This window comes from Sphingomonas aliaeris (assembly GCF_016743815.1).
Classification (GTDB): domain Bacteria; phylum Pseudomonadota; class Alphaproteobacteria; order Sphingomonadales; family Sphingomonadaceae; genus Sphingomonas; species Sphingomonas aliaeris.
The window spans coordinates 593,374-612,202 of sequence record NZ_CP061035.1 but is presented as its reverse complement, the minus strand read 5'-3'; the positions used below and the strand labels follow the sequence as shown (position 1 = coordinate 612,202).

The 18,829-nt window shown below is 66.2% G+C and carries 13 protein-coding genes and 2 pseudogenes; 5 read left to right on the top strand and 10 right to left on the bottom strand.

Annotated features, from left to right (window positions below; all coding sequences use genetic code 11):
* Window positions 1–1,413, top strand: coding sequence for a D-alanyl-D-alanine carboxypeptidase/D-alanyl-D-alanine endopeptidase (dacB, locus tag H5J25_RS02605; protein ID WP_202095923.1), 1,413 nt, complete (start codon window positions 1–3; stop codon window positions 1,411–1,413).
* Here dacB and H5J25_RS02600 read toward each other — a convergent pair.
* The 10 genes and pseudogenes from H5J25_RS02600 to H5J25_RS02555 all read right to left on the bottom strand — a co-directional run bounded on the left by H5J25_RS02600 (window position 1,410) and on the right by H5J25_RS02555 (window position 14,858).
* Entirely contained in the window at window positions 1,410–2,426 is a 1,017-nt protein-coding gene (locus H5J25_RS02600) for a serine hydrolase domain-containing protein (protein WP_202094466.1), read from the bottom strand. The two genes, dacB and H5J25_RS02600, sit on opposite strands and share 4 nt — an antisense overlap.
* The gene (locus H5J25_RS02595) at window positions 2,426–3,937 is read right to left on the bottom strand and encodes an MFS transporter (RefSeq protein WP_225883306.1); all 1,512 of its coding nucleotides are present in this window, start codon (window positions 3,935–3,937) and stop codon (window positions 2,426–2,428) included. Before H5J25_RS02595 ends, H5J25_RS02600 begins: the two co-directional genes overlap by 1 nt.
* Before the next feature lie 216 nt (window positions 3,938–4,153).
* Window positions 4,154–4,954, bottom strand: a complete 801-nt coding sequence (gene cobA, locus H5J25_RS02590; protein ID WP_202094464.1) for a uroporphyrinogen-III C-methyltransferase — start codon at window positions 4,952–4,954, stop codon at window positions 4,154–4,156.
* A complete protein-coding gene (locus H5J25_RS02585) occupies window positions 4,944–7,529 on the bottom strand; it encodes a nitrate reductase (protein WP_225883305.1) in 2,586 nt (861 codons plus the stop codon). The genes cobA and H5J25_RS02585 overlap by 11 nt, the downstream gene beginning before the upstream one ends.
* 151 nt (window positions 7,530–7,680) lie before the next feature.
* The gene (gene nirD / locus H5J25_RS02580; RefSeq protein WP_202094462.1) at window positions 7,681–8,019 is read right to left on the bottom strand and encodes a nitrite reductase small subunit NirD; all 339 of its coding nucleotides are present in this window, start codon (window positions 8,017–8,019) and stop codon (window positions 7,681–7,683) included.
* A pseudogene (gene nirB / locus H5J25_RS02575) lies at window positions 8,016–10,495 on the bottom strand (nitrite reductase large subunit NirB). The gene nirD and the pseudogene nirB overlap by 4 nt, the downstream one beginning before the upstream one ends.
* Window positions 10,496–10,528: 33 nt before the next feature.
* Window positions 10,529–11,767: a nitrate/nitrite transporter gene (locus tag H5J25_RS02570; protein WP_202094460.1), complete on the bottom strand. Its 1,239-nt coding sequence runs from the start codon at window positions 11,765–11,767 to the stop codon at window positions 10,529–10,531.
* Window positions 11,768–12,031: 264 nt separating this feature from the next.
* Window positions 12,032–13,231 (bottom strand): CmpA/NrtA family ABC transporter substrate-binding protein, encoded by a 1,200-nt coding sequence (locus tag H5J25_RS02565; RefSeq protein WP_202094458.1) that lies wholly within the window; start codon window positions 13,229–13,231, stop codon window positions 12,032–12,034.
* Window positions 13,231–13,809 carry an ANTAR domain-containing response regulator gene (locus H5J25_RS02560; RefSeq protein WP_202094456.1) on the bottom strand — a complete coding sequence of 193 codons (579 nt, stop codon included), beginning with the start codon at window positions 13,807–13,809 and terminating at the stop codon, window positions 13,231–13,233. Before H5J25_RS02560 ends, H5J25_RS02565 begins: the two co-directional genes overlap by 1 nt.
* A gap of 107 nt (window positions 13,810–13,916) precedes the next feature.
* A complete protein-coding gene (locus tag H5J25_RS02555) occupies window positions 13,917–14,858 on the bottom strand; it encodes a hypothetical protein (RefSeq protein WP_202094452.1) in 942 nt (313 codons plus the stop codon).
* A gap of 156 nt (window positions 14,859–15,014) precedes the next feature.
* Here H5J25_RS02555 and H5J25_RS02550 point away from each other — a divergent pair, with 156 nt between their 5' ends.
* The 4 genes and pseudogenes from H5J25_RS02550 to H5J25_RS02535 all read left to right on the top strand — a co-directional run bounded on the left by H5J25_RS02550 (window position 15,015) and on the right by H5J25_RS02535 (window position 18,825).
* The gene (locus H5J25_RS02550) at window positions 15,015–15,248 is read left to right on the top strand and encodes a hypothetical protein (RefSeq protein ID WP_202094450.1); all 234 of its coding nucleotides are present in this window, start codon (window positions 15,015–15,017) and stop codon (window positions 15,246–15,248) included.
* 440 nt (window positions 15,249–15,688) lie between these two features.
* Window positions 15,689–15,805, top strand: a pseudogene (locus H5J25_RS21510) (PEPxxWA-CTERM sorting domain-containing protein); the annotation flags it as partial.
* A gap of 152 nt (window positions 15,806–15,957) precedes the next feature.
* On the top strand, window positions 15,958–17,841 hold the full coding sequence (locus H5J25_RS02540; RefSeq protein WP_225883479.1) for a tetratricopeptide repeat protein: 1,884 nt from the start codon (window positions 15,958–15,960) through the stop codon (window positions 17,839–17,841).
* 210 nt (window positions 17,842–18,051) lie between these two features.
* On the top strand, window positions 18,052–18,825 hold the full coding sequence (locus H5J25_RS02535) for a PEPxxWA-CTERM sorting domain-containing protein (RefSeq protein WP_225883303.1): 774 nt from the start codon (window positions 18,052–18,054) through the stop codon (window positions 18,823–18,825).
* The last annotated feature ends 4 nt before the right edge of the window (window positions 18,826–18,829 follow it).

Here is an 18,829-nt window from a genome sequence, read left to right as displayed (position 1 = left end):
ATGCTCTTCCTTCTGCTTGCGGCCGCCGACCCGGCGGTCGAAACGCCGCTGACCGCGCCCGGCGTCGCAGCGACACTCGCTGAGGCAGGACCGGGGACGCGGATCGGACTGGTCGTCACCGACGATCAAGGTCGCGAGATCGTCGCGGTGCGCCCGGACGAACGGTTCATTCCCGCATCGAACACTAAGATGTTCACCACCGCTGCGGCTTTCGCATCGCTCCAGCCCGACGCGACCGACGGCGGCGGCGGAGCGACCGTCCGCCTGCAAGGGGAGGACGTCGTCCTGGAAGGTCATGGCGACGCACGCCTGTCCGCTGCCGAAACGTGCGCGAGCGATTGCCTGATCGACCTTGCAAAAGCGGTCGCCGTACGGACGCGCGTCGTGCGGGACGTCATTGGCGACGACAGCGCCTTCCCCGACGAACGCTGGCCGCAGGGCATGAGCTGGAACAACATTCCCAGCCGCTACGGCACAGCGGTGTCGGCGCTGACGATCGACGACAATGTCGCAACGATCACCGTTTCGCCCGGTGGCCCCGGCAAGGCCCCGACAATTGCGAGCGACGGTTACTACACGGTCGAGAACTGGGCGATCACCGCGGGGACAAAGTCCTCGCTCGGCTACACCCGTTCTCCAAACGACACCGTGGTCCGTGTCACGGGGACGATTGCCGAGAACGCCCCGCCCGAGACTCTGACGCTAGCGTTGGACGATCCGGCCCACCGTGCGGCCTGGCAATTGTCGCGACTACTTCGGCAGTTAGGGGTGCGGGTCACCGGGAAGGTCACGGTTCAACACCGTCCTCTCGACCCATCCGACGACCCGGCGATCCGCGGAAGCGCGCCGGCACCACGCGCGCCGGACGAACCCGTACTCGCCCGGCTCGCCCCGCCGCCGCTCTCCGCCGACCTGCGCCTGACCAACAAGGTCAGCCAGAATTTGCATGCCGAGCTCCTGCTACGTCGTGTGTCTGCCGTAAAAGGATCGGGATCCGTCGCCGATGGCCGCGCCGCCGTTCGCGATATGCTGGACAAAGCCGGCGTCGATCGCTGGGCCTATGATTTCGCCGATGGTGGCGGGATGTCCACCTACAACCGCCTGACCCCGCGCGCCGCCGTGCGGTTCCTGCGCTGGATCCAATCCCAGAACTGGGGGGCGGCCTGGAAGGACACGCTGCCGGTCGGCGGCATGGATGGAACGATCGGCCGCCGTTTCCGCGACACGCCGTTGCAAGGCAAGCTGTTCGCCAAGACGGGAACGCTGAACGCGGCCAACGCCTTGTCCGGCTTCATGATCGCGGCGAGCGGTCGGACGCTGACCTTCTCCGCGCTCGCCAACGACATGCCCGGCGACAGTTCGGCGACGGCGGCCGTTGACAAGGCGCTGCTTGCGATCGCCGCGGCGAACTAGCTTCCGTCGAACGTGGTGATCAAGGCTTCGCCCGTCGCCGGCCTGAGCGTGAAGATACCGCTGTCGAAATGCCGGGTCGGATGGACGCGATTGGTAAGCAAGGTCCACGCGACACCGCGATCGAAATCCACCCACAGTCCGGTTCCCGTGAATCCGGTATGCCCGATCGTGCCGGCCGAACAAGCCTGCCCGCCCGACCATCCCGGATGGCGGATTTCCCACCCCGCGGTGCGGTGTCCTTCGACCGCCGTACGGATCGCGGACAGCATGCCGGGGCTCGCGCCCGTGCCGTCCAGCAACCCTTGCGCGAAGCCGAGGACGCCTGCGACCGTTCCGAACAGCCCGGCATGCCCGGTGCGTCCGCCCATCGCCGAACAGTTTTCGTCATGGACCTCGCCCTTCAGGACGCGCCCGCGCCAGTGGCAATATTCCGTCGCCACCGCGGGTCCGGGCGGCGGCCCCCAGCTCAGTCCGGTGCCGAGCGGTAGCGCGTCCAGGCCGGCACCCGTCAGCCGTTCCACCGCGATGCCCAGCAGGATGAAGTTGATGTCCGAATAGACCGGGGGTCCGTGCTTCCATTCGCGCTGCAGCACGAACGCCCGCAACCGCGCGGGATCGTCTCCATAGGTGTAAATCGGTTCGACCGCAGGCAGGAATGTGCGGTGGACGAGGCAATCGCGGAACGTCAGCCGGCGCTCGGCGGCGTTCGCGACGTCGTACTGACGCAGATCCGGTATCGCATCGGTCAACGGCCGATCAAGGTCGATCCGTCCTTCCTCCGCCAGCCGCAACACAAAACTGGTCGTTGCGATCACCTTGCTGACGGATGCCAGGTCGAACCAGTGATCGGGCGTCAGGGCTTCGACCGCGGGCACGACCTGCGCCGATCCCGCGACGCGCACCGCGCGCGCGCCGTCCGCCGTGACGATGCCCAGCACGGCCCCGGGTATCCGCCCGCTTGCGACATGGTCCGCGGCCGGCCCGAAGGCCGCATCTGCCAATTGCTCGATCATCAATCCTCCTTGCGCGGCGCGATCCGCGATAATGCCGGGATGAACAAGATCGCCGCGAGGCTCAAAACGCCCGACAGCAGGAAGAAGCCGTCATACCCGATCACGGCGACCATCGCGCCACCGGCCCCCGCGAGCAGCCGCGGCAACAGGAATGCGAAACCGGTCAGGAAGGCATATTGTGCGCCGGGATAGCGCGGGTTTACCAGCAGCGAGAGGTAGACGACGAACACTGCCCCGGCGAACCCGTTGCCGAACTGGTCGCAGGCGGTCGCGATGTACAGAATGCCCTCGTCGACGCGCTGGTGCGCCAGCCACACGAACCCGAAATTGCCGATCGCCGCGACGATCGCGCCGACGACGAGCGTCCACGCCATGCGCCAGCGCGTGACCAGATACCCGCCCAGCCCGACGCCGATCATGCTCGCCACAAGCGCGACGAAGCTGTCCGCCCTGCCGATCTGGGTCAGCGAATAGCCCAGCCCCTTGATCATCGGCTTCGACAGGTTGAGCGCGAGCACGTCACCCATCCGGTACAGCGACACGAAAACCATTAGCAGGATCGCGGCAAAGCCGTAGCGCCAGAAGAAATCGACATAGGGCCCGAGAACGGTGGAGGTGCGGATCGGCGCATTCTTTGGTGCGCGCCTGATCCGCGGCAAGGCGAGCGCCATCCCGACGAACGGCAGCATGCAGATGCCGAGGACCCACGGCGTGACGTTGCTGTTCGCGTCGATCCCGGCCTGTGCCGCCAGCCCCAGCACGACCCAGCCTATCGCCGCCGTCACCGCGCAGGCCGCCGCGAGAATGACGACGCTGGTCAGCAGGCCGGTCGCCAGCGCCACGCCGCGCCCGCCCCCGCCATCGGCATCCGGCCGCATCGCGACGAGGATCGGGAAGGGCAGGAATGCGGCGGCGGCGATCATCAGATAGGCCAGCGCCCAGCCTCCGCTATCCGCGATGATCAGCGCACCGCTGCCCGCCGCGACCATCGCACTGCGATAGCCCCACAGATTGGCGGCGACGATCGGCCCCTGCTGATCCTGCGAGGGGTACAATTCGATACGCCAGGCGTCGGCCGCGACTTCCAGCGTTGTCGTCCAGAAGGCGAGCAGAACGGCGAACAATGCGGTGACTGGCAGGCTGGCATCGGCCGATGTCGCCGCCATCGCGATCATCGCGCTGAAGATGCCGAGCTGCGCCAGCATGATCCAGCCGCGCCGCTTGCCCCAGAACCGCCCGAACCCGGGAATGTCGTAGCGATCGAGCAACGGTGCCCAGACGAACTTTAGCGTCGGCAACAATTGCACCCAGGCGAAGAATCCCAGCATCGTCAGCGCGACGCCGTGCGCCTGCAGCCGGAGCGCGAGAACCGTGCTGAACATATAGAATGGCAACCCGGCAGCGAAGCCCAACAGGCCGTACAGCAGCATGCCGCGGCGGTCGGCCGGGATCGCGGGGTCGGGGCGGGCCGGGGCGGCGGTGCCAGCGACGTCGGTCGAAAAATCGGTCATGTCGGCTCCGGATATCGCACGCGCCGGACCGTCCGCCGAACACGGCGATCGGTCAACATCCCGATCACGCGTGGTTATAGTATATTAGGCCTGGACTATGGCGCAGCCGGCGCGTTGGCACCGGACGATATTGATCGATCGGATGCTGCCAGCGGTGCGGAACCCTCGTCATCCGGCCAAGATCGACCGCGATCCGCCCGGCCGAACGAACACGCTTCAGATCGGCATCGTGTCCTCCTGTCTCTGCTGGCCCGCCACAAAGCGACCCGGAAGCGTCTCCAGCCTCGGCGCCATCGCCCGTCCGATCAGCAGGAGCGCCGGGTCGCGCTCGCCGATCGTGCGGACCAGGAACGCAAGGGCATCCAGCCGACCGCGGATCAGTCGCTCGTTGGATCGCGATACATTGACCGCGACCAGGACAGGCGTGTCCGGGCCAAGCCCCGCCGCCATCAGCCGCCCGGCAACCTTGCCCGCCGCCGCGCGCCCCATATAGATCGCCACCGTCGCATCCGGCCGGGCCAATGCCGACCAGTCCAGATCGAGCGGCGCGTCGGCGCGCGCATGGGCGGTGACCAGCGTTAGGGACTGCGCCACCCCCCGCATAGTCAGCGACAGCGTGGCCGACGCCGCGGCAGCGCTGGCCGCGGTGATCCCCGGGCAGACCTGGACCTGGATTCCTTGTGCGGCACAGGCGTCTATCTCTTCGGTCGATCGGCCGAACACGGAGGGGTCCCCGCCTTTCAACCTGACGACGCGCCGCCCGGACAGCGCGGCGGCGACGATCATCGCGTCGATCGTGCCCTGGTCCTTCGAATGGCGGCCGGAGCGCTTCCCGACATTCACCCGCTCGATCCCGGGGGGGATCAGATCGAGCACGCCGGGTCCAACCAGCGCGTCATGGAAGACGATATCGGCGGCGGCGATCAACCGTTCGGCCTTGCGGGTCAGCAGGTCTGGATCGCCGGGGCCGGCCCCGACCAGCCACACAGAACCGGGGGCGATCATCTCATGCTGCATGAATAGCGCCTTCCGTCAGCAGTTTGGCAAGGGCGGGACGGCACGACCCGCAATTCGTGCCGGCTTTCAACGCCCCGCCGATCGCGGCGACGTCGGTCAGCTTCTGGGCGGCGATGGCGGAGACGATCGTGATCAGCCCGACATCGAAACAGGCGCAGACGATCGGGCCGCGATCGACCTGCACACCCGGCGCGCGTCCTGCGAGCAGGGTCGGGGCGGCGTGCGGCTCGGCAAGCTGCGAAACCAACCAGTCGCGTGGCGGCAAGCTTCCGTCCCGAGTGACGAACAACGCCGCGACGAGACGATCGTCGCGCAGGATCGCGATCCGGCGCATGCCGCGCGCGGCATCGATCGCCTCCAGCCGCTGGCCGGCGGGGAGCACGGCATCGAGCCGCGCGGCATCCCCGTTGCCGGCCAGATCCCACGCGACGCCGCACGGCACCGCAATGCGGGTGGCCCACAGGCATTCGGGGCGGATGTCGGCATCACCCGCGACGATGAGGAAACCGCGCCATGCGGTCGCGACCGGCACGATGCTGGCGGGAGTCGCCTTGAAACCGGGCTGGCCGGATATGGGATCGGCTAGCGGGCGGGGCAGCAGCCCGGTCCTGCCGCCCGTCGCGGTACGATCGGTCCAGTGGATCGGCGTGAACAATTCGCCCCGCCGCTGCGTGTCGGCGATCCGGACACGGAACAGGCTCTCGCCTTGCGGAGTCGCCACGCGAGCGAGGCCGCCGTCCGTGAGACGCAGTGCGGCGGCATCGTCGGGATGAACCTCCACCAACGGTTCCTCGCGGTGGCGGGCGAGTTTCGGCGACAGGCCCGTGCGGGTCATGCTGTGCCAGTGATCGCGATACCGGCCCGTATTCAGCGTCATCGGCCAATCGGCCAGCGGTTTGGCAAGCCGTTTCTGCGCGACCGGCACCAGCCGCGCACGGCCGTCGGCGGTGGAATAGCGGCCATCCGCGAACGGCGTCCCGCCCCAGCGAAACGGCGCCATATCACCATAAGCCGCGTTGCCGGCAGACGCCTGCCCCGGCAGCGCGAACAGCCGTTCGCCGCGATTTTCGTATGTCGACAGGCGGCAATGTTCGCGCCAGATCTCCGCCGGGCGATCATAAGCGAACGCGGTCTTCCACCCCATGCGCCTGCCCACTTCCTTGACGATCCACCAGTCCGGCCTCACCTCGCCCGGCAGAGGCAGGAAGGCGCGCTGGCGGCTGATCGTACGATCGGAATTGGTGACGGTGCCATCCTTCTCGCCCCATGCGGCGGCGGGCAGGCGGACATGCGCATGCACGCTGGTATCGGTTTTTTCGATCACGTCGCTGACCACGACGAACGGACACCCTGCCAGCGCCTCGCGCACCCGGCCAGCGTCGGGCATCGACACGGCCGGGTTGGTGGCCATCACCCACAATGCCTTGATCCGGCCATGACCCAGCTCGCGGAACAGGTCCACGGCCTTCAGCCCCGGCTTGGTCGCCATGTTCGGCGCGGCCCAGAAGCGGGCGACCCGCGCGACATTGTCGGGGGCGAAATCCATATGCGCCGCCAATGTGGATGCAAGACCGCCGACCTCGCGCCCGCCCATCGCATTGGGCTGGCCGGTGATCGAAAAGGGGGCGCCACCCGGCTTGCCGATCCGGCCGGTGGCGAGGTGCAGGTTGATGATCGCATTTACCTGATCAGTGCCACTGAGCGATTGGTTCACACCCTGGCTGAACATCGTCACGGTGCGCGGGGTGGCGGCGAACAGGTCGTAGAAGCGCCTGAGGTCGTCCGGCGCCACATCGCAGATGCGCGCCGTCGACCACAGGTCGCTCCCCTCTCCAAAGGGTTCCCAAAAGCCGTCGGGCACCGCCACGTGCGCCGACATATAGGCAGGATCCACCGCACCGTTCGCCCGGCACCAGGCGAGCAGCCCGTGCATCAAGGCGACGTCGGTGCCCGGGCGGATCGCCAGGTGAAGGTCCGCCTCGTCCGCGGTTTCGGTCCGGCGCGGATCGATGACCACCAGCTTCGTGCCGCGACTGGCGCGGGCGGCCTGGATCCTCTGATAGACGATCGGGTGGCACCAGGCGGTGTTGCTGCCGACCAGCACGATCAGGTCCGTGGCGTCGAGGTCGTCATAGCTGGCGGGCACGATATCTTCGCCGAACGCGCGCATGTGGCCGGCGACCGCGCTCGACATGCACAGACGCGAATTCGTGTCGATGTTCGCCGATCCGATGAACCCTTTCATCAGTTTGTTGGCGACGTAATAATCCTCGGTCAGCAACTGCCCGGAGACGTAGAAGGCGACGCTGTTCGGCCCGTGGTTCGCGATCGTGTCGCGGAAACGCTTTGCGACGAGGTCGAGCGCCTTGTCCCACGACGCGCGCCGACGGCCGATCATCGGCCGGAGCAGGCGCCCCTCCAGCCCGATCGTCTCGCCGAGGTGCGTGCCCTTGGAACACAGCTTTCCGTGATTGGCGGGATGATCGGGATCGCCGGCGATCGTGGCGGTGCGATCGCCGGTGGGGGTGGCAACGATCCCGCAGCCGACACCGCAATAGGCGCAGGTGGTTTTCACCACGTTCTCCCCTCCCTGAAAGGGAGGGGGCAGGGGGTGGGTCCGGTCCGGGCGATACGGTAGAATTCGAGGTGGGCGGCGGCCGTCTGTCCGGCCTCCACCCACCCCCGCCCCCTCCCTTGCAGGGAGGGAAGTAGTATTGCACGGCCCGTCACGCCGCCGCCTTCAACACACTGGTCCGGCAGATCAGCACCCGCCCCGCGGACACCTTCACCGGCACCACGGGCGTGCAACCCTTGTCCTCGCCCAGCGCCTCGCCGGACGTCAGCGAGATGCGCCAATTATGCAGCGGGCAGGTCACCGCACCGCCATGAACGATGCCCTGCGACAAGCGGCCATACTTGTGCGGACAGCGGTCGAGCAAGGCGAACACCTTGCCGTCGCCGGTGCGGAACACGGCGATGTCGTCGCCGCCGGTCACCTGCACCGTGCGGCTGCCGCGGACCGGGATCTCGTCGACCCAGCCGATGTCGAGCCATTCGCCGATCATGCCATTTCCCTCGCTGAATTTAGGGGTGTGAACACCGCCATCGGCGCGTGCTGCTCCCGCGCATCGCCGGCCGCGCGGGCGGCCCAGGGATCATCCTGCATGAAGGTCTGCGAATGCAGGAACCGCGCGGCCAGTGCGTCCCGGCCCGCCGCATCGTCCGCGATCCTTTCGCGGATATAATCGACGCCGATGCGCTCGATCCACGGCGCGGTGCGCTCCAGATAGCGCGCCTCCTCGCGGTACAACTGGATGAAGGCGGCGCAATAGTGCATCGCCTCCTCCTCGGTCGCAACTTTGCATAGGAAGTCGGTGGCGCGGACCTTGATCCCGCCATTGCCGCCGACATGCAGTTCGTACCCGCTGTCGACGCACACCACGCCGAAGTCCTTGATCGTCGCTTCCGCACAATTGCGCGGGCAGCCGCTGACCGCGATCTTGAACTTGTGCGGCATCCACGATCCCCAGGTCATCCGTTCGACCTTCACGCCCAGCCCGGTCGAATCCTGCGTACCGAACCGGCACCATTCGCTGCCGACGCAGGTCTTCACCGTCCGCAGCGACTTGCCATACGCATGGCCGCTGACCATCCCGGCGGCGTTGAGATCCGCCCACACCGCGGGAAGATCCTCCTTCTTGATGCCGAAGATATCCAGCCGCTGTCCGCCGGTGACCTTGACCATCGGCGCGTCGAACTTCTCGACGACATCGGCGATCGCGCGCAATTCCCGGGGTTCGTCAGCCCGCCCCACATCCGCGGCACGACAGAATAGGTCCCGTCCTTCTGGATGTTGGCATGCATCCGTTCGTTCACGAACCGGCTCTGCTGATCGTCCTTATAGTCGCCCGGCAGTGCGCACAGCAGATAGTAGTTCAGCGCCGGGCGGCATGAGGAACACCCGTCCGGCGTGCTCCAGGTCAGCTTCTGCATGACCTCGGGGATCGATCGCATATCCTGCGCGACGATCTCGTGTCGCACGTCGTCATGGCTAAAGCTGGTGCATTTGCACATCGTGCGAACGGTGCGCTCGCCCGAATAGTCGTCGCCCAGCGTCACCGCGAGCAACGTCTCGACCAGCCCGGTGCACGATCCGCACGAGGCAGACGCCTTGCAGGTGGCACGAACCGCATCCAGCGTCGTGTTCCCCGCGTCGATACACGCGACGACCTTGCTTTTGGTCACGCCGTTGCAGCCGCAGATCTCCGCATCCGCGGGAAGCGCCGCAACGGCCGCCTTAGGGTCCGCCTGCCCCCCTCCCGAGGCAAAGGCCTTTCCGAAGATCAGCATGTCGCGGATCGCCGACACGTCTTCCTCGCGTTTCAACAGGTCGAAATACCAGCCGCCATCCGCGGTATCCCCGTACAGCACCGCCCCAACCACGCGGTCGTCGCGCACCACCACGCGCTTGTAGACGCCGCGTGACGCGTCGCGCAGCACGATGTCCTCCGCCCCGTCTCCGCCGGAGAAATCGCCCGCCGAAAATACGTCCAGCCCGGCGACCTTCAGCTTGGTCGAGGTGACCGATCCGCGATAGCCACTGGGCCTGTCGACCAGCCCGTCGGCGAGCGCGCGACACATGTCCCACAACGGCGCGACGAGGCCGTAGACGTTGCCGTCATGCTCGACGCATTCGCCGACCGCGAGGATCGCCGGGTCGGACGTGACCATATGGTCGTCCACCTTGATCCCGCGCCCAACCTCCAGTCCGGCGTCGCGCGCCAATGTGGTCGAGGGCCGGATACCGACCGCCATCACCACCAGGCTGGCGGGAATCACCGTCCCGTCCTTCAGTTGGACGCCTTCGACCTTGCCGTCGCCGACGATCGCGGCGGTATGCGCCTCGGTCAGGATCGTCTGGCCGCGCGCCTCCAGCGCCGATTTAAGCAGCCAGCCCGCCGCCTCGTCCAGTTGCCGCTCCATCAACGTCGGCATTAGGTGGATGACCGTCACCTTCATACCGCGCAAGGTCAGGCCGTGCGCCGCCTCCAGCCCGAGCAGCCCGCCGCCGATCACCACCGCATCGCCGCCCCCGCCCGCCTTGCCGGCCTCGGCCGCGGCAAGCATATGGTCGACATCCGCCATGTCGCGAAAACTGATGACGCCGGGCAGGTCCTTGCCCGGTACCGGGATGATGAACGGGTCGGAACCAGTCGCGATCAGCAGCCTGTCATAGGAGACGCTGCGACGCGACCGTGCAATGACCGTCTTCGCGGCCCGGTCGATCGCTTCGACCGGATCGCTGGAGATCAATTCGATCGCGTTGTCGGCATACCATGCGGCGTCGTTGATGACGATCTCGTCGAACGTCTTCTCGCCCGCCAGCACCGGCGACAGCATGATCCGATTATAGTTCACATGTGGTTCGGCACCGAAGATCGTGACGCGATACCGGTGCGGATCGCGGGCGATCAGTTCCTCCACCGCCCGGCATCCGGCCATGCCGTTGCCCACTACGACGAGATGTTCGCGGCTATTCATCACAGGGTCCAGTCCAGTTGGAGCCAAAACATGTCAGATCCGCACCGTGGCGGCGGTACCCCAGCGGGCGCGCCAGCCGCGCTTGACCAGCGTCAGGGCGGTTAGGGCGATTAGGGCTAGTGTCGCGAAGATCAGGAAGCCGGGTGTGAAGCTGCCGGTGATTTGCTTGGCGATTCCGAGGGATGAGGCGAGGTAGAAACCGCCGATGCCGCCGGCGAAACCGACCAAACCGGTCATTACGCCGATTTCCGCGGCGAAACGCTGCGGTACGAGCTGGAATACCGCGCCGTTGCCGGTGCCGAGCGCCAGCATCGCGAGGACGAACAGCGCCAGCGCCGCCTCGACGGAGCCGGCCATGCTGACCCCGGCAAGCGCCAGCGCGGCGACGACAAAGACCGCGGTCAGCGTCTTCACACCGCCGATCCGGTCGGCCAGCGCCCCGCCCATCGGCCGGACGAGCGACCCGGCGAAGACGCAGGCCGCGGTGCAATAGCCCGCCTGGATCGTCGTCAGCCCAAACCGGTCGGTGAAATAGATCGGCAGACTGGCCGCCAGCCCGACAAAGCCGCCGAAGGTGACGGCATAGAAGCCCATCAGCGACCAAGCGTCCCCGGTCTTCAGCGGCGTCAGATACTGGCCAAGACTTTTGGGGGCCGGCGCATTCGGCGCGTCCTTGGCCAGCACCATGTACGCGACGAAGACGAGCGTCAGCGGAATGCAGGCGAGGCCGAGCACCGCGTTCCAGCCGAACAGCTTGGCGAGCGCCGGGGCGAACAGGGCGGCGAGCACCGTGCCCGAATTGCCCATGCCGGCAAGGCCCATCGCCTTGCCCTGATGTTCCGGCGGGTACCAGCGGCTGGCGAGCGGCAAGGCGATCGCGAAGCTCGCGCCGGCAAAACCGAGGATCACCCCGAGCGCAAGCGTGCCGCCGAAGCTGTTCACCCCCATCGCCCAAGCGACGAACAGTCCGGCGATGACGATGACCTGGCTGATCGCCCCCGCCGTCTTCGGTCCGATCCGATCGACCAGCAGCCCGTTGACGACGCGCAGGATCGCGCCCGCCAGTGTCGGCGTGGCGACCATCAGGCCTTTTTCCGAAGGCGTCAGCGCCAGCGTCCTGGCAATATCGGGCGCGAGCGGCCCGAGCAGCACCCAGACCATGAAGGCGAGGTCGAAATACAGGAAAGCGGCGATCAATGTCGGGGTGTGGCCGCTTGCCCAGAACCCCGTCTTTTCCCCTGTCTCGTCGTCTTGCCAGAATGCCGTAGCCATGTTTCGCCCCCATCTGCGATGGACAAAGAAAAAGCCGCCAGGACGGCGGCCATGTCTGGTCGCGTCCTGGCGGCTTCGTTGCCGTTGACGGGGAAGGTGGTGACCGTCCCCGCTCCGTCGATGTCGCCCCCCGTTGGACTGTATCGACGTCTATCTGATGCCCGGCTTCATCGCCCGACGAGACGAAAGCTGCCTGATTCGCGGGGCGAGCGCAAGCGGATTTCGCACGTGCAGCAATCCGGCCCCACGCCCGTTCTCATCATCCTATTCCAAGTCACGCAGATAGCCCGGGATCTCATCCGGATCGAAAGCGCGCCCGTCGAAGAACCGGTCGCTGCCGAGGATCAGGCGGCCCTGAGTCGCCCCGACGCCGGTCGCCGCGGCGATTGATCCCTCCAGCTTGGAACTCGCCCCAGGCAGCGTCGCGGACGATCCGGCAAGCGCCGCCCTATACAGATCGGGCCGAAAGACCGCCTCCGCCGCCTTCGCCTCGTCGGCGGCGAACGGCGTGCCGTCCCACCGCGTCATCTGCGAGTAGAGCCACGCCGCCTGGCTGCGCCACGGGAAGTTCGCCGCCTCGCGATACTGGAACATGAAGTCCGGAATGTGCAGCGCCTCCGCCCCCTGTGCGAGGCGTACCCGATCGGTGATCGCGCGCAGGATCGTCTCGGGCGGCGCGTCGCAATATTCGGGGCGGGACAGGATCGCCGCGCTGTCCTCCGCGCTATCCGCCTCGACGAAATGCGCCGCGGCGCGGTGCAGCGCCCGCAGCAACGCCGCGACCTCGTCGCCCCGCTCCGCGGTCGTTTCGCTGCGCAGCGCCAGAACCTTTTCCACCCCGCGTCGCCAGATCTGCGCGGTGACCAGGGCGATCCGCCCGACCCCGCGATCGACCGCGACGCTGCTCCACGGCTCCCCGACGCAGATGCCGTCCACATCGCCCGCCGCCAGCGCATCGGCGGCGAAGGGCGGGCTGGTGATGACGATCTCCACGTCGCGATCGGGCCGGATGCCGACCGCCGCCAGCCAATAGCGCAGCATGTAATTGTGGCTTGAATAGCGATGCACGACGCCGAAGCGCAGCGGCGTTCCGCCCGCGGCCCGCTCCAGCGCGACGGTGCGCAGCGCAGCGCCCAGCGCGACCGGATCGGACAGGCCGTCACCCAGATCGACCGCCGCCGCGAGCGCGGTCGACAGCGTTACCGCATTGCCGTTCAGACCAAGCACGAACGGCACGCTGAGCGGCACCGCCGGGCGTCCCCGACCCAGGCTGGTCGCGATCGCCAGCGGTGCGATCAGATGGGCGGCGTCGGTCTGACCGTAGAGCAACCGGTCGCGCACCGTCGCCCACGTCATGTCGCGCACCAGTTCGATCCGCACGCCCTCCGCCGCGGCGAAACCCTGTTCATGCGCCAGGATCGGCAGCGCGGCATCGACCAGCGGCAGGAAACCGATGCGGAACATCACAAATCTCCCATCAGCGCGTCGCTCGTCACGATCGCCTCGGCGATCTCCGCGATGCGCCGGTTGGATTGCATCGCATGGCTCCGCAACAAGGCGTAGGCGGCGGGCTCGTCGAGGTGGCGGCGCTTCATCAGGATCGCCTTTGCGCGATCGACCGCCTGCCGGTCGGCAAGCGCGCTTTTCGCTTCCGCCAGTTCGGCCTGCAACCGTGCGAACGCCTGGAACCGACGAATGGCCAGGTCGAGCACCGGCTTGATCCGCTGCTTGGCAAGGCCATCGACGATATAGGCGGACACGCCTGCATCGACCGCGGCGGCGGTGGATTCCTCGTCGCTCTGGTCGACGAACATCGCGATCGGCCGTGCAAGCGCGCGGCTCATCGCGAAAAATTCCTCCAGCATGTCGCGGCCGGGGTTTTCCAGATTGACCAGCACCACCTCCGGCCGCGCTGCCTCCAACTGGGCGAGCAACGGTCCCGCCGCGTCGATCAGCACCAGATCGCCGAGCCCGGCGTCGCGCAATCCGTCCGAGATGATGGCGGCACGCGTCGTGCTGGTGTCGATGATCGCGATCCGCATGGCATGTCATATGCAGATGACAGGGCCGTTGCCAACCGAGGCCAGGGGGTCCGGGCATTTCCCTCCCGGCCGCAGCTTTTCATGACGCACCGATCCGATCCGACCAGCTATTCGCGCGATGGTCGATCCGGCGGGACGCAGACATGCTCGGGCCGTGGCCCAAGGTAGAACGCATCCGGATTGCCGGTATCGAAGCCCGCGGCCGACAGTTCGTTCAAACGCCTGGTATAATAGCCCAATATGTCGCGCATGTTCTGGTCGACATCGTCGCTGAGCAATTGACGGTTTCCCAATAACCAGCCCCCTCTGTCATATTCTATGACGTCCTGGGCCTCCAATTGCCGACAGTGGCGAAAGACCGTGCCGTAGCTGAGCCGGGTTATGCCGGCGATGGTTCGCACGGTCATCGGCACGCGGTGATGATCGGGGACGGTGTCGTACGCCCATCGTTCGCTCAATTCGGGGTCGTCCGTGATATGACGGACGTTCGCGACGATGATGGCGAGCCAGACGAGCTTGCTGGTCCAGTCCGTGACCGGCTTGCGCGCATATTCGAACGGCACGAGCCACATGTCGAGCGCGGCCGCGATCGTCAGCGTCACGAGTTCGGGCGTCGGTTTCCCGTCGGTGCGGTGCAGGCCCAGCCCCGCCGCGATGTCCTCGGCCAGGCGAACGAGGCTGTCATGCGCAGTCGTCAAAATCCTCACGACACGCAGTTCGTTCGCCTCGGTATTGCTGATCGCGTATCCCTGTTCGGTTTCCACGCACAATCCGTCGGCGATCATTTTGTGGAAGTGACGATTGATCGTCGGGTACGGCCTCCCCAGCGATGTCGCGACAGCCTTGATCGACGAGGTGCGGGTAATGTCCCGGGGGCGACGGATCCGGCGGCCCTCGATCCAGTCCGGCGCGCACCGTTTCAGCAGCAGCAACGCGACGATCCCGCGCTCATACTGGCCGGGCGTAAGATCCATGACCGCCAGCGAGGCACGCAGATAGAATTCGTTCCCCAGCCTCGACAGCTTCCTGATCGCCAAATGCCGTTCCATTCGGTCCCTGCTCCCGTCATTCGTGATCCCACCCTCATTCGGTAGCGGAGGCCGACCTGTCCCGAATAGGGGCATCGATCCATTGTGAGCACCAAGGTTCTTTACGCGGGGTTAAGGTCGGCTAGACCGTCACTCACATAATAATCAGGGGGAAGTATGACGAAGTTTGCATTTATAGTGGGGGCGTTCGTATCCTCCATCATCGCAGCCGCGCCGGCCCAGGCAGGCCGGACCGCAATCGACGGCAATGGAGGATCTCCTACGGTCCTGTCCGGGTATTGCGATTTCAACGGGCAGGACTGCGTGACCGAGCAGCTGGGCTACCAAGTCAGCTTTGACAACGGAAAGACTTTTTCCGGACCATCGATATTACGGGCAATGGCCTGCTGACCTTCGGCGGGTCGGCAAACTTTACCACGTCCGATCCGGCTGGCGCAGCCTTGAGAGACAAAATATTGGCGGCCAACGACCCCTTTTACTACGAGGACGATCGTCGCGATCCCGCCCTGACCGATTATGGACTGAACCTGATCAGCGCCGGGCAAAATAGTCGGGTAGACCTGGGTGCCTTTTTCCAGAGCGCGCGCCTGAATGTTTTGGGAAACATCATCAACGCCGAGTGGTTCACCTGCGAAAGTACGAGCGAATGTCAGACCAACCCATACTCGCTGACCTTGAGAGCCACGCCGACAGGGTTCTTTGGTGAATTCGAGTTCATTTCGGGGCGGGGCGGCAATGATATCGGCTATGTAGTGAACGGCGAGCAGACAATTCTGACGAGATGCCAGGAAGTCTCCGTTTGCGAGTTTTTCCTGCCCGCAATCATCACCGAGGTGACGGCCGCCGTGCCCGAACCGGCCAGCTGGGCGATGATGATCTGTGGTTTCGGTCTGGTCGGCGGCGCATTGCGCCGACGCACGACGCGCTCACGCGTGGCGCTGGCCTGATATTGATGCGCGCCGTCTCACGCCGGGAGGCGGCGCGCGTCAGTCATTCTATCTCCAGAACGTTGCTATTCCACGCATTCCAGGCCCGCTGAAAAGAAGTCGCCAGCCGAACATCGCTGCTATAGGCCGCTCTATGCACGGGGGAGGTTCGCCTGCGATATTCGGCATTCATCAGCTACAACCATCGCGATCGCAAATGGGCGACATGGTTGCATCGCGGGCTGGAACGCTATCCGATCCCCAAACGACTGCGTGGACGTGAGACGCCCGTCGGGGTGCTGGGCAAACGCTTGCCGCCCGTGTTTCAGGACCGGGAAGAACTAGCGGCGTCGACCGACCTCGCACAATCCGTACGCGCCGCCCTGCACGATTCGGCCACGCTGATCGTCATCTGCTCGCCCAATTCGCGCCGATCGCGCTGGGTGAACGAGGAGATACGGGAGTTCATCCGGCTGGGGCGACGCGATCGCATCAAGCTGATCGTGGTGGATGGGACGCCGGCGCATCCCGACGACCTTCCTGAGGACGGTGGTGACGGATGCTTTCCACCCGCATTGTTCGAAGGCGGCGCGGCGGAGCCGCTGGCCGCCGACGTGCGTCCCGGCGCGGACGGTCCGCGCGGCGCGCTGCTGAAGGTCATCGCGGGCAGCCTGGGCGTCGAATATGACGAGCTTCGTCAGCGTGATCAGGCGCGGCGCCAGAAGCAATTGGCCATCATCGCCAGCGCCGCGATGCTGGGCTTCGTGGTGATGACCGGATTGACCGTGATGGCGCTGATCTCGCGGAAGGAGGCCGTCGAACAGCGCGATCTCGCGCGCAAGCGCACCGCCACGGCCGAACGCACCGTGGAATTCGTGCAATCCTTGTTCGAGGTGTCCGACCCGTCCGAGGCGCAGGGCGCGAAGATCACCGCGAAGGAGGTTCTGGACAAGGGTGCGGTACGCATCACCGGCGCGCTCGCCAACGAGCCCGACGTGAAGGCGCAGCTGATGACGACGCTCAGCCAGGTGTATCTCGGCCTCGGGTCGTACCGGACAGGCGACCAGATCATCCGTCAGTCGATGGCGCTGCCGATCACCGAGCCTGCCGTACGCGCGCGCCAGTTCATAGCATTGGGCGGGTCGCAGATCCGCCAGAGCGAATATCCGGCCGCGGTCCGCAATTTCGACAAGGCGATCGCCTTGTCCCGGACGGCCAGCAACAGCGACCCCCAACTGCTGCCCCAGGCGCTGGTCGGGCGAGCGGAAGCGCGAACCCGGCTGGAGGATTATCCCGGTGCCGATGCCGACGCGAAGGAAGCGCTGCGGCTGGACCATGCGCGCGCCGGCGATCGCGATCCGACGGTCGCACGCGATCTGGAAGCGATCGGTTACAATCTGCTCACTGCCGGCAAGCTTGCGCCGGCGCGGCAACGCTTCGAACAGGCGCTAGGCATCCGCGTCGCGACGCAGGGGCTGGCGCATCCCAAGGTGTCCGACGTCCTGAACGAACTGGGCTCCATCGCGTATCTCCAGCGCGACTCCGTCGCGGCGGAGCGGTTCTGGCTGCGGGCGTTACGCTCCGACGAACTGGTGCTCGGCCCCAACCACCCGTACGTCGCCGTGACGATCAACAATGTCGCGCGCGTGCAACTGGAGGGCCGCGCCTTTGCATCGGCGCGCACGCTGTTGCGTCGCGCCTCGGCAATCACGCTGGCGCAGCAGAGCGAGACGTATGACGACCTGGCCTTCACCTTCGCCAACCTCGCCATTGCCGAACGCGGGCTTGGCAACACGAAGGAAGCGGAGACGTTGCTGCGCAAGGCGTGGCGCGCCGCGGCGTTGCACAAGCATCGCAACCGCGCGCCGATCCTGACCGAACTGGCGGATCTGTTGTGCGCGCGCGGCGATCATGTCGAGGGACTGGCGTTGCTCGATCAGGCGCTGCCGCTGATGCGGGCGGATTATCCCGACGATCCCTGGCGGCTCGCCTGGATCGCGAATACCCGGGGGGATGCCTGCTGGCGGCGAAGCGTGTCGATGAGGCGCGCAAGCTGATCGTCGCCAGCATGCCGGCCCTGGACCAAAGGTGGCGGCGCGACACGCTGTTCGGCAGCATCGCGGCGGCGCGCCTGCTGGCCGTTTCGGGGCGGTCGGCCGGCGGAAGTGTCAAAACTGGACGCTGACGGGCTGCGCCCCGTTTGAAATACCGCACACGGCACGCCGGTTCGTGCAAAGAGCGATCGACCAGGTGTTCGGGGGATAGTTATGGCGATTCGGTTTGGTGCGTGGTGGATCGGTGCATCCGCCCTGGCGATGACGTCCGCGATGCCGGCGCAGGCGGGGCGTACAGCGATCGATCAGCGGAACAATCCGGATGGAACGACCACCCCGACCTCCGTCACGGTGTCGGGCTATTGCGACATACAGGGTGACGATTGCGGCGCCGGCAGGAGCCTCGGATACCGGGTGAGCTTCGACGGCGGCGCAAACTTCTTCTCCAACGTCATCGTTCACGGCAACGGTCTGCTGACGTTCGGACAGGCGGTCGATTTCGAGACGCCGGTCGGCAATGACGGTGAGACATTGTCCAGCCTGATCTACCAGGACATCAACCCGGCGCTGGGGGATTACCAGCGCACGCTGATCAGCGCGGGCCAGAATAACTCGATCGACTACCAGAATCAGGGCGGCCCCGCCTTCAATCAAAGCGCCTCGCTGAACGTGGTGAACCAGATAGTGACCGCGGAATGGTTTTTCTGCGCGTCGCCGCAGAATTGCAGGCTGAATCCCTACCAATTGACGCTGACGCCGACCGCGAACGGCCTTTCCGGCCGGTTTACGGGCGGGTTCGATCAATCTGCCGTCGTCAACGGCCGGGCCTTCGAAGTCGGAAGCACATTCACCATCCCCGCCTTATTCGAAGGCGTGACCGCCGCGGTGCCGGAGCCTGCATCCTGGGCGTTGATGATCGTCGGCTTCGGCGCGGTCGGCGCGCAGTTACGGCGGCGCCCGTCCAAGGCGCAGCCGGCGCTCGCATAGGCGA

What these genes read in the sequence shown, in the direction of transcription:
- dacB (WP_202095923.1), top strand. Translation starts at nt 1, where the DNA reads ATGCTCTTCCTTCTGCTTGCGGCCGCCGACCCGGCGGTCGAAACGCCG.
- H5J25_RS02600 (WP_202094466.1), bottom strand. Translation starts at nt 2,426, where the DNA reads ATGATCGAGCAATTGGCAGATGCGGCCTTCGGGCCGGCCGCGGACCAT.
- H5J25_RS02595 (WP_225883306.1), bottom strand. Translation starts at nt 3,937, where the DNA reads ATGACCGATTTTTCGACCGACGTCGCTGGCACCGCCGCCCCGGCCCGC.
- cobA (WP_202094464.1), bottom strand. Translation starts at nt 4,954, where the DNA reads ATGCAGCATGAGATGATCGCCCCCGGTTCTGTGTGGCTGGTCGGGGCC.
- nirD (WP_202094462.1), bottom strand. Translation starts at nt 8,019, where the DNA reads ATGATCGGCGAATGGCTCGACATCGGCTGGGTCGACGAGATCCCGGTC.
- H5J25_RS02570 (WP_202094460.1), bottom strand. Translation starts at nt 11,767, where the DNA reads ATGGCTACGGCATTCTGGCAAGACGACGAGACAGGGGAAAAGACGGGG.
- H5J25_RS02565 (WP_202094458.1), bottom strand. Translation starts at nt 13,231, where the DNA reads ATGTTCCGCATCGGTTTCCTGCCGCTGGTCGATGCCGCGCTGCCGATC.
- H5J25_RS02560 (WP_202094456.1), bottom strand. Translation starts at nt 13,809, where the DNA reads ATGCGGATCGCGATCATCGACACCAGCACGACGCGTGCCGCCATCATC.
- H5J25_RS02555 (WP_202094452.1), bottom strand. Translation starts at nt 14,858, where the DNA reads ATGGAACGGCATTTGGCGATCAGGAAGCTGTCGAGGCTGGGGAACGAA.
- H5J25_RS02550 (WP_202094450.1), top strand. Translation starts at nt 15,015, where the DNA reads ATGACGAAGTTTGCATTTATAGTGGGGGCGTTCGTATCCTCCATCATC.
- H5J25_RS02535 (WP_225883303.1), top strand. Translation starts at nt 18,052, where the DNA reads ATGGCGATTCGGTTTGGTGCGTGGTGGATCGGTGCATCCGCCCTGGCG.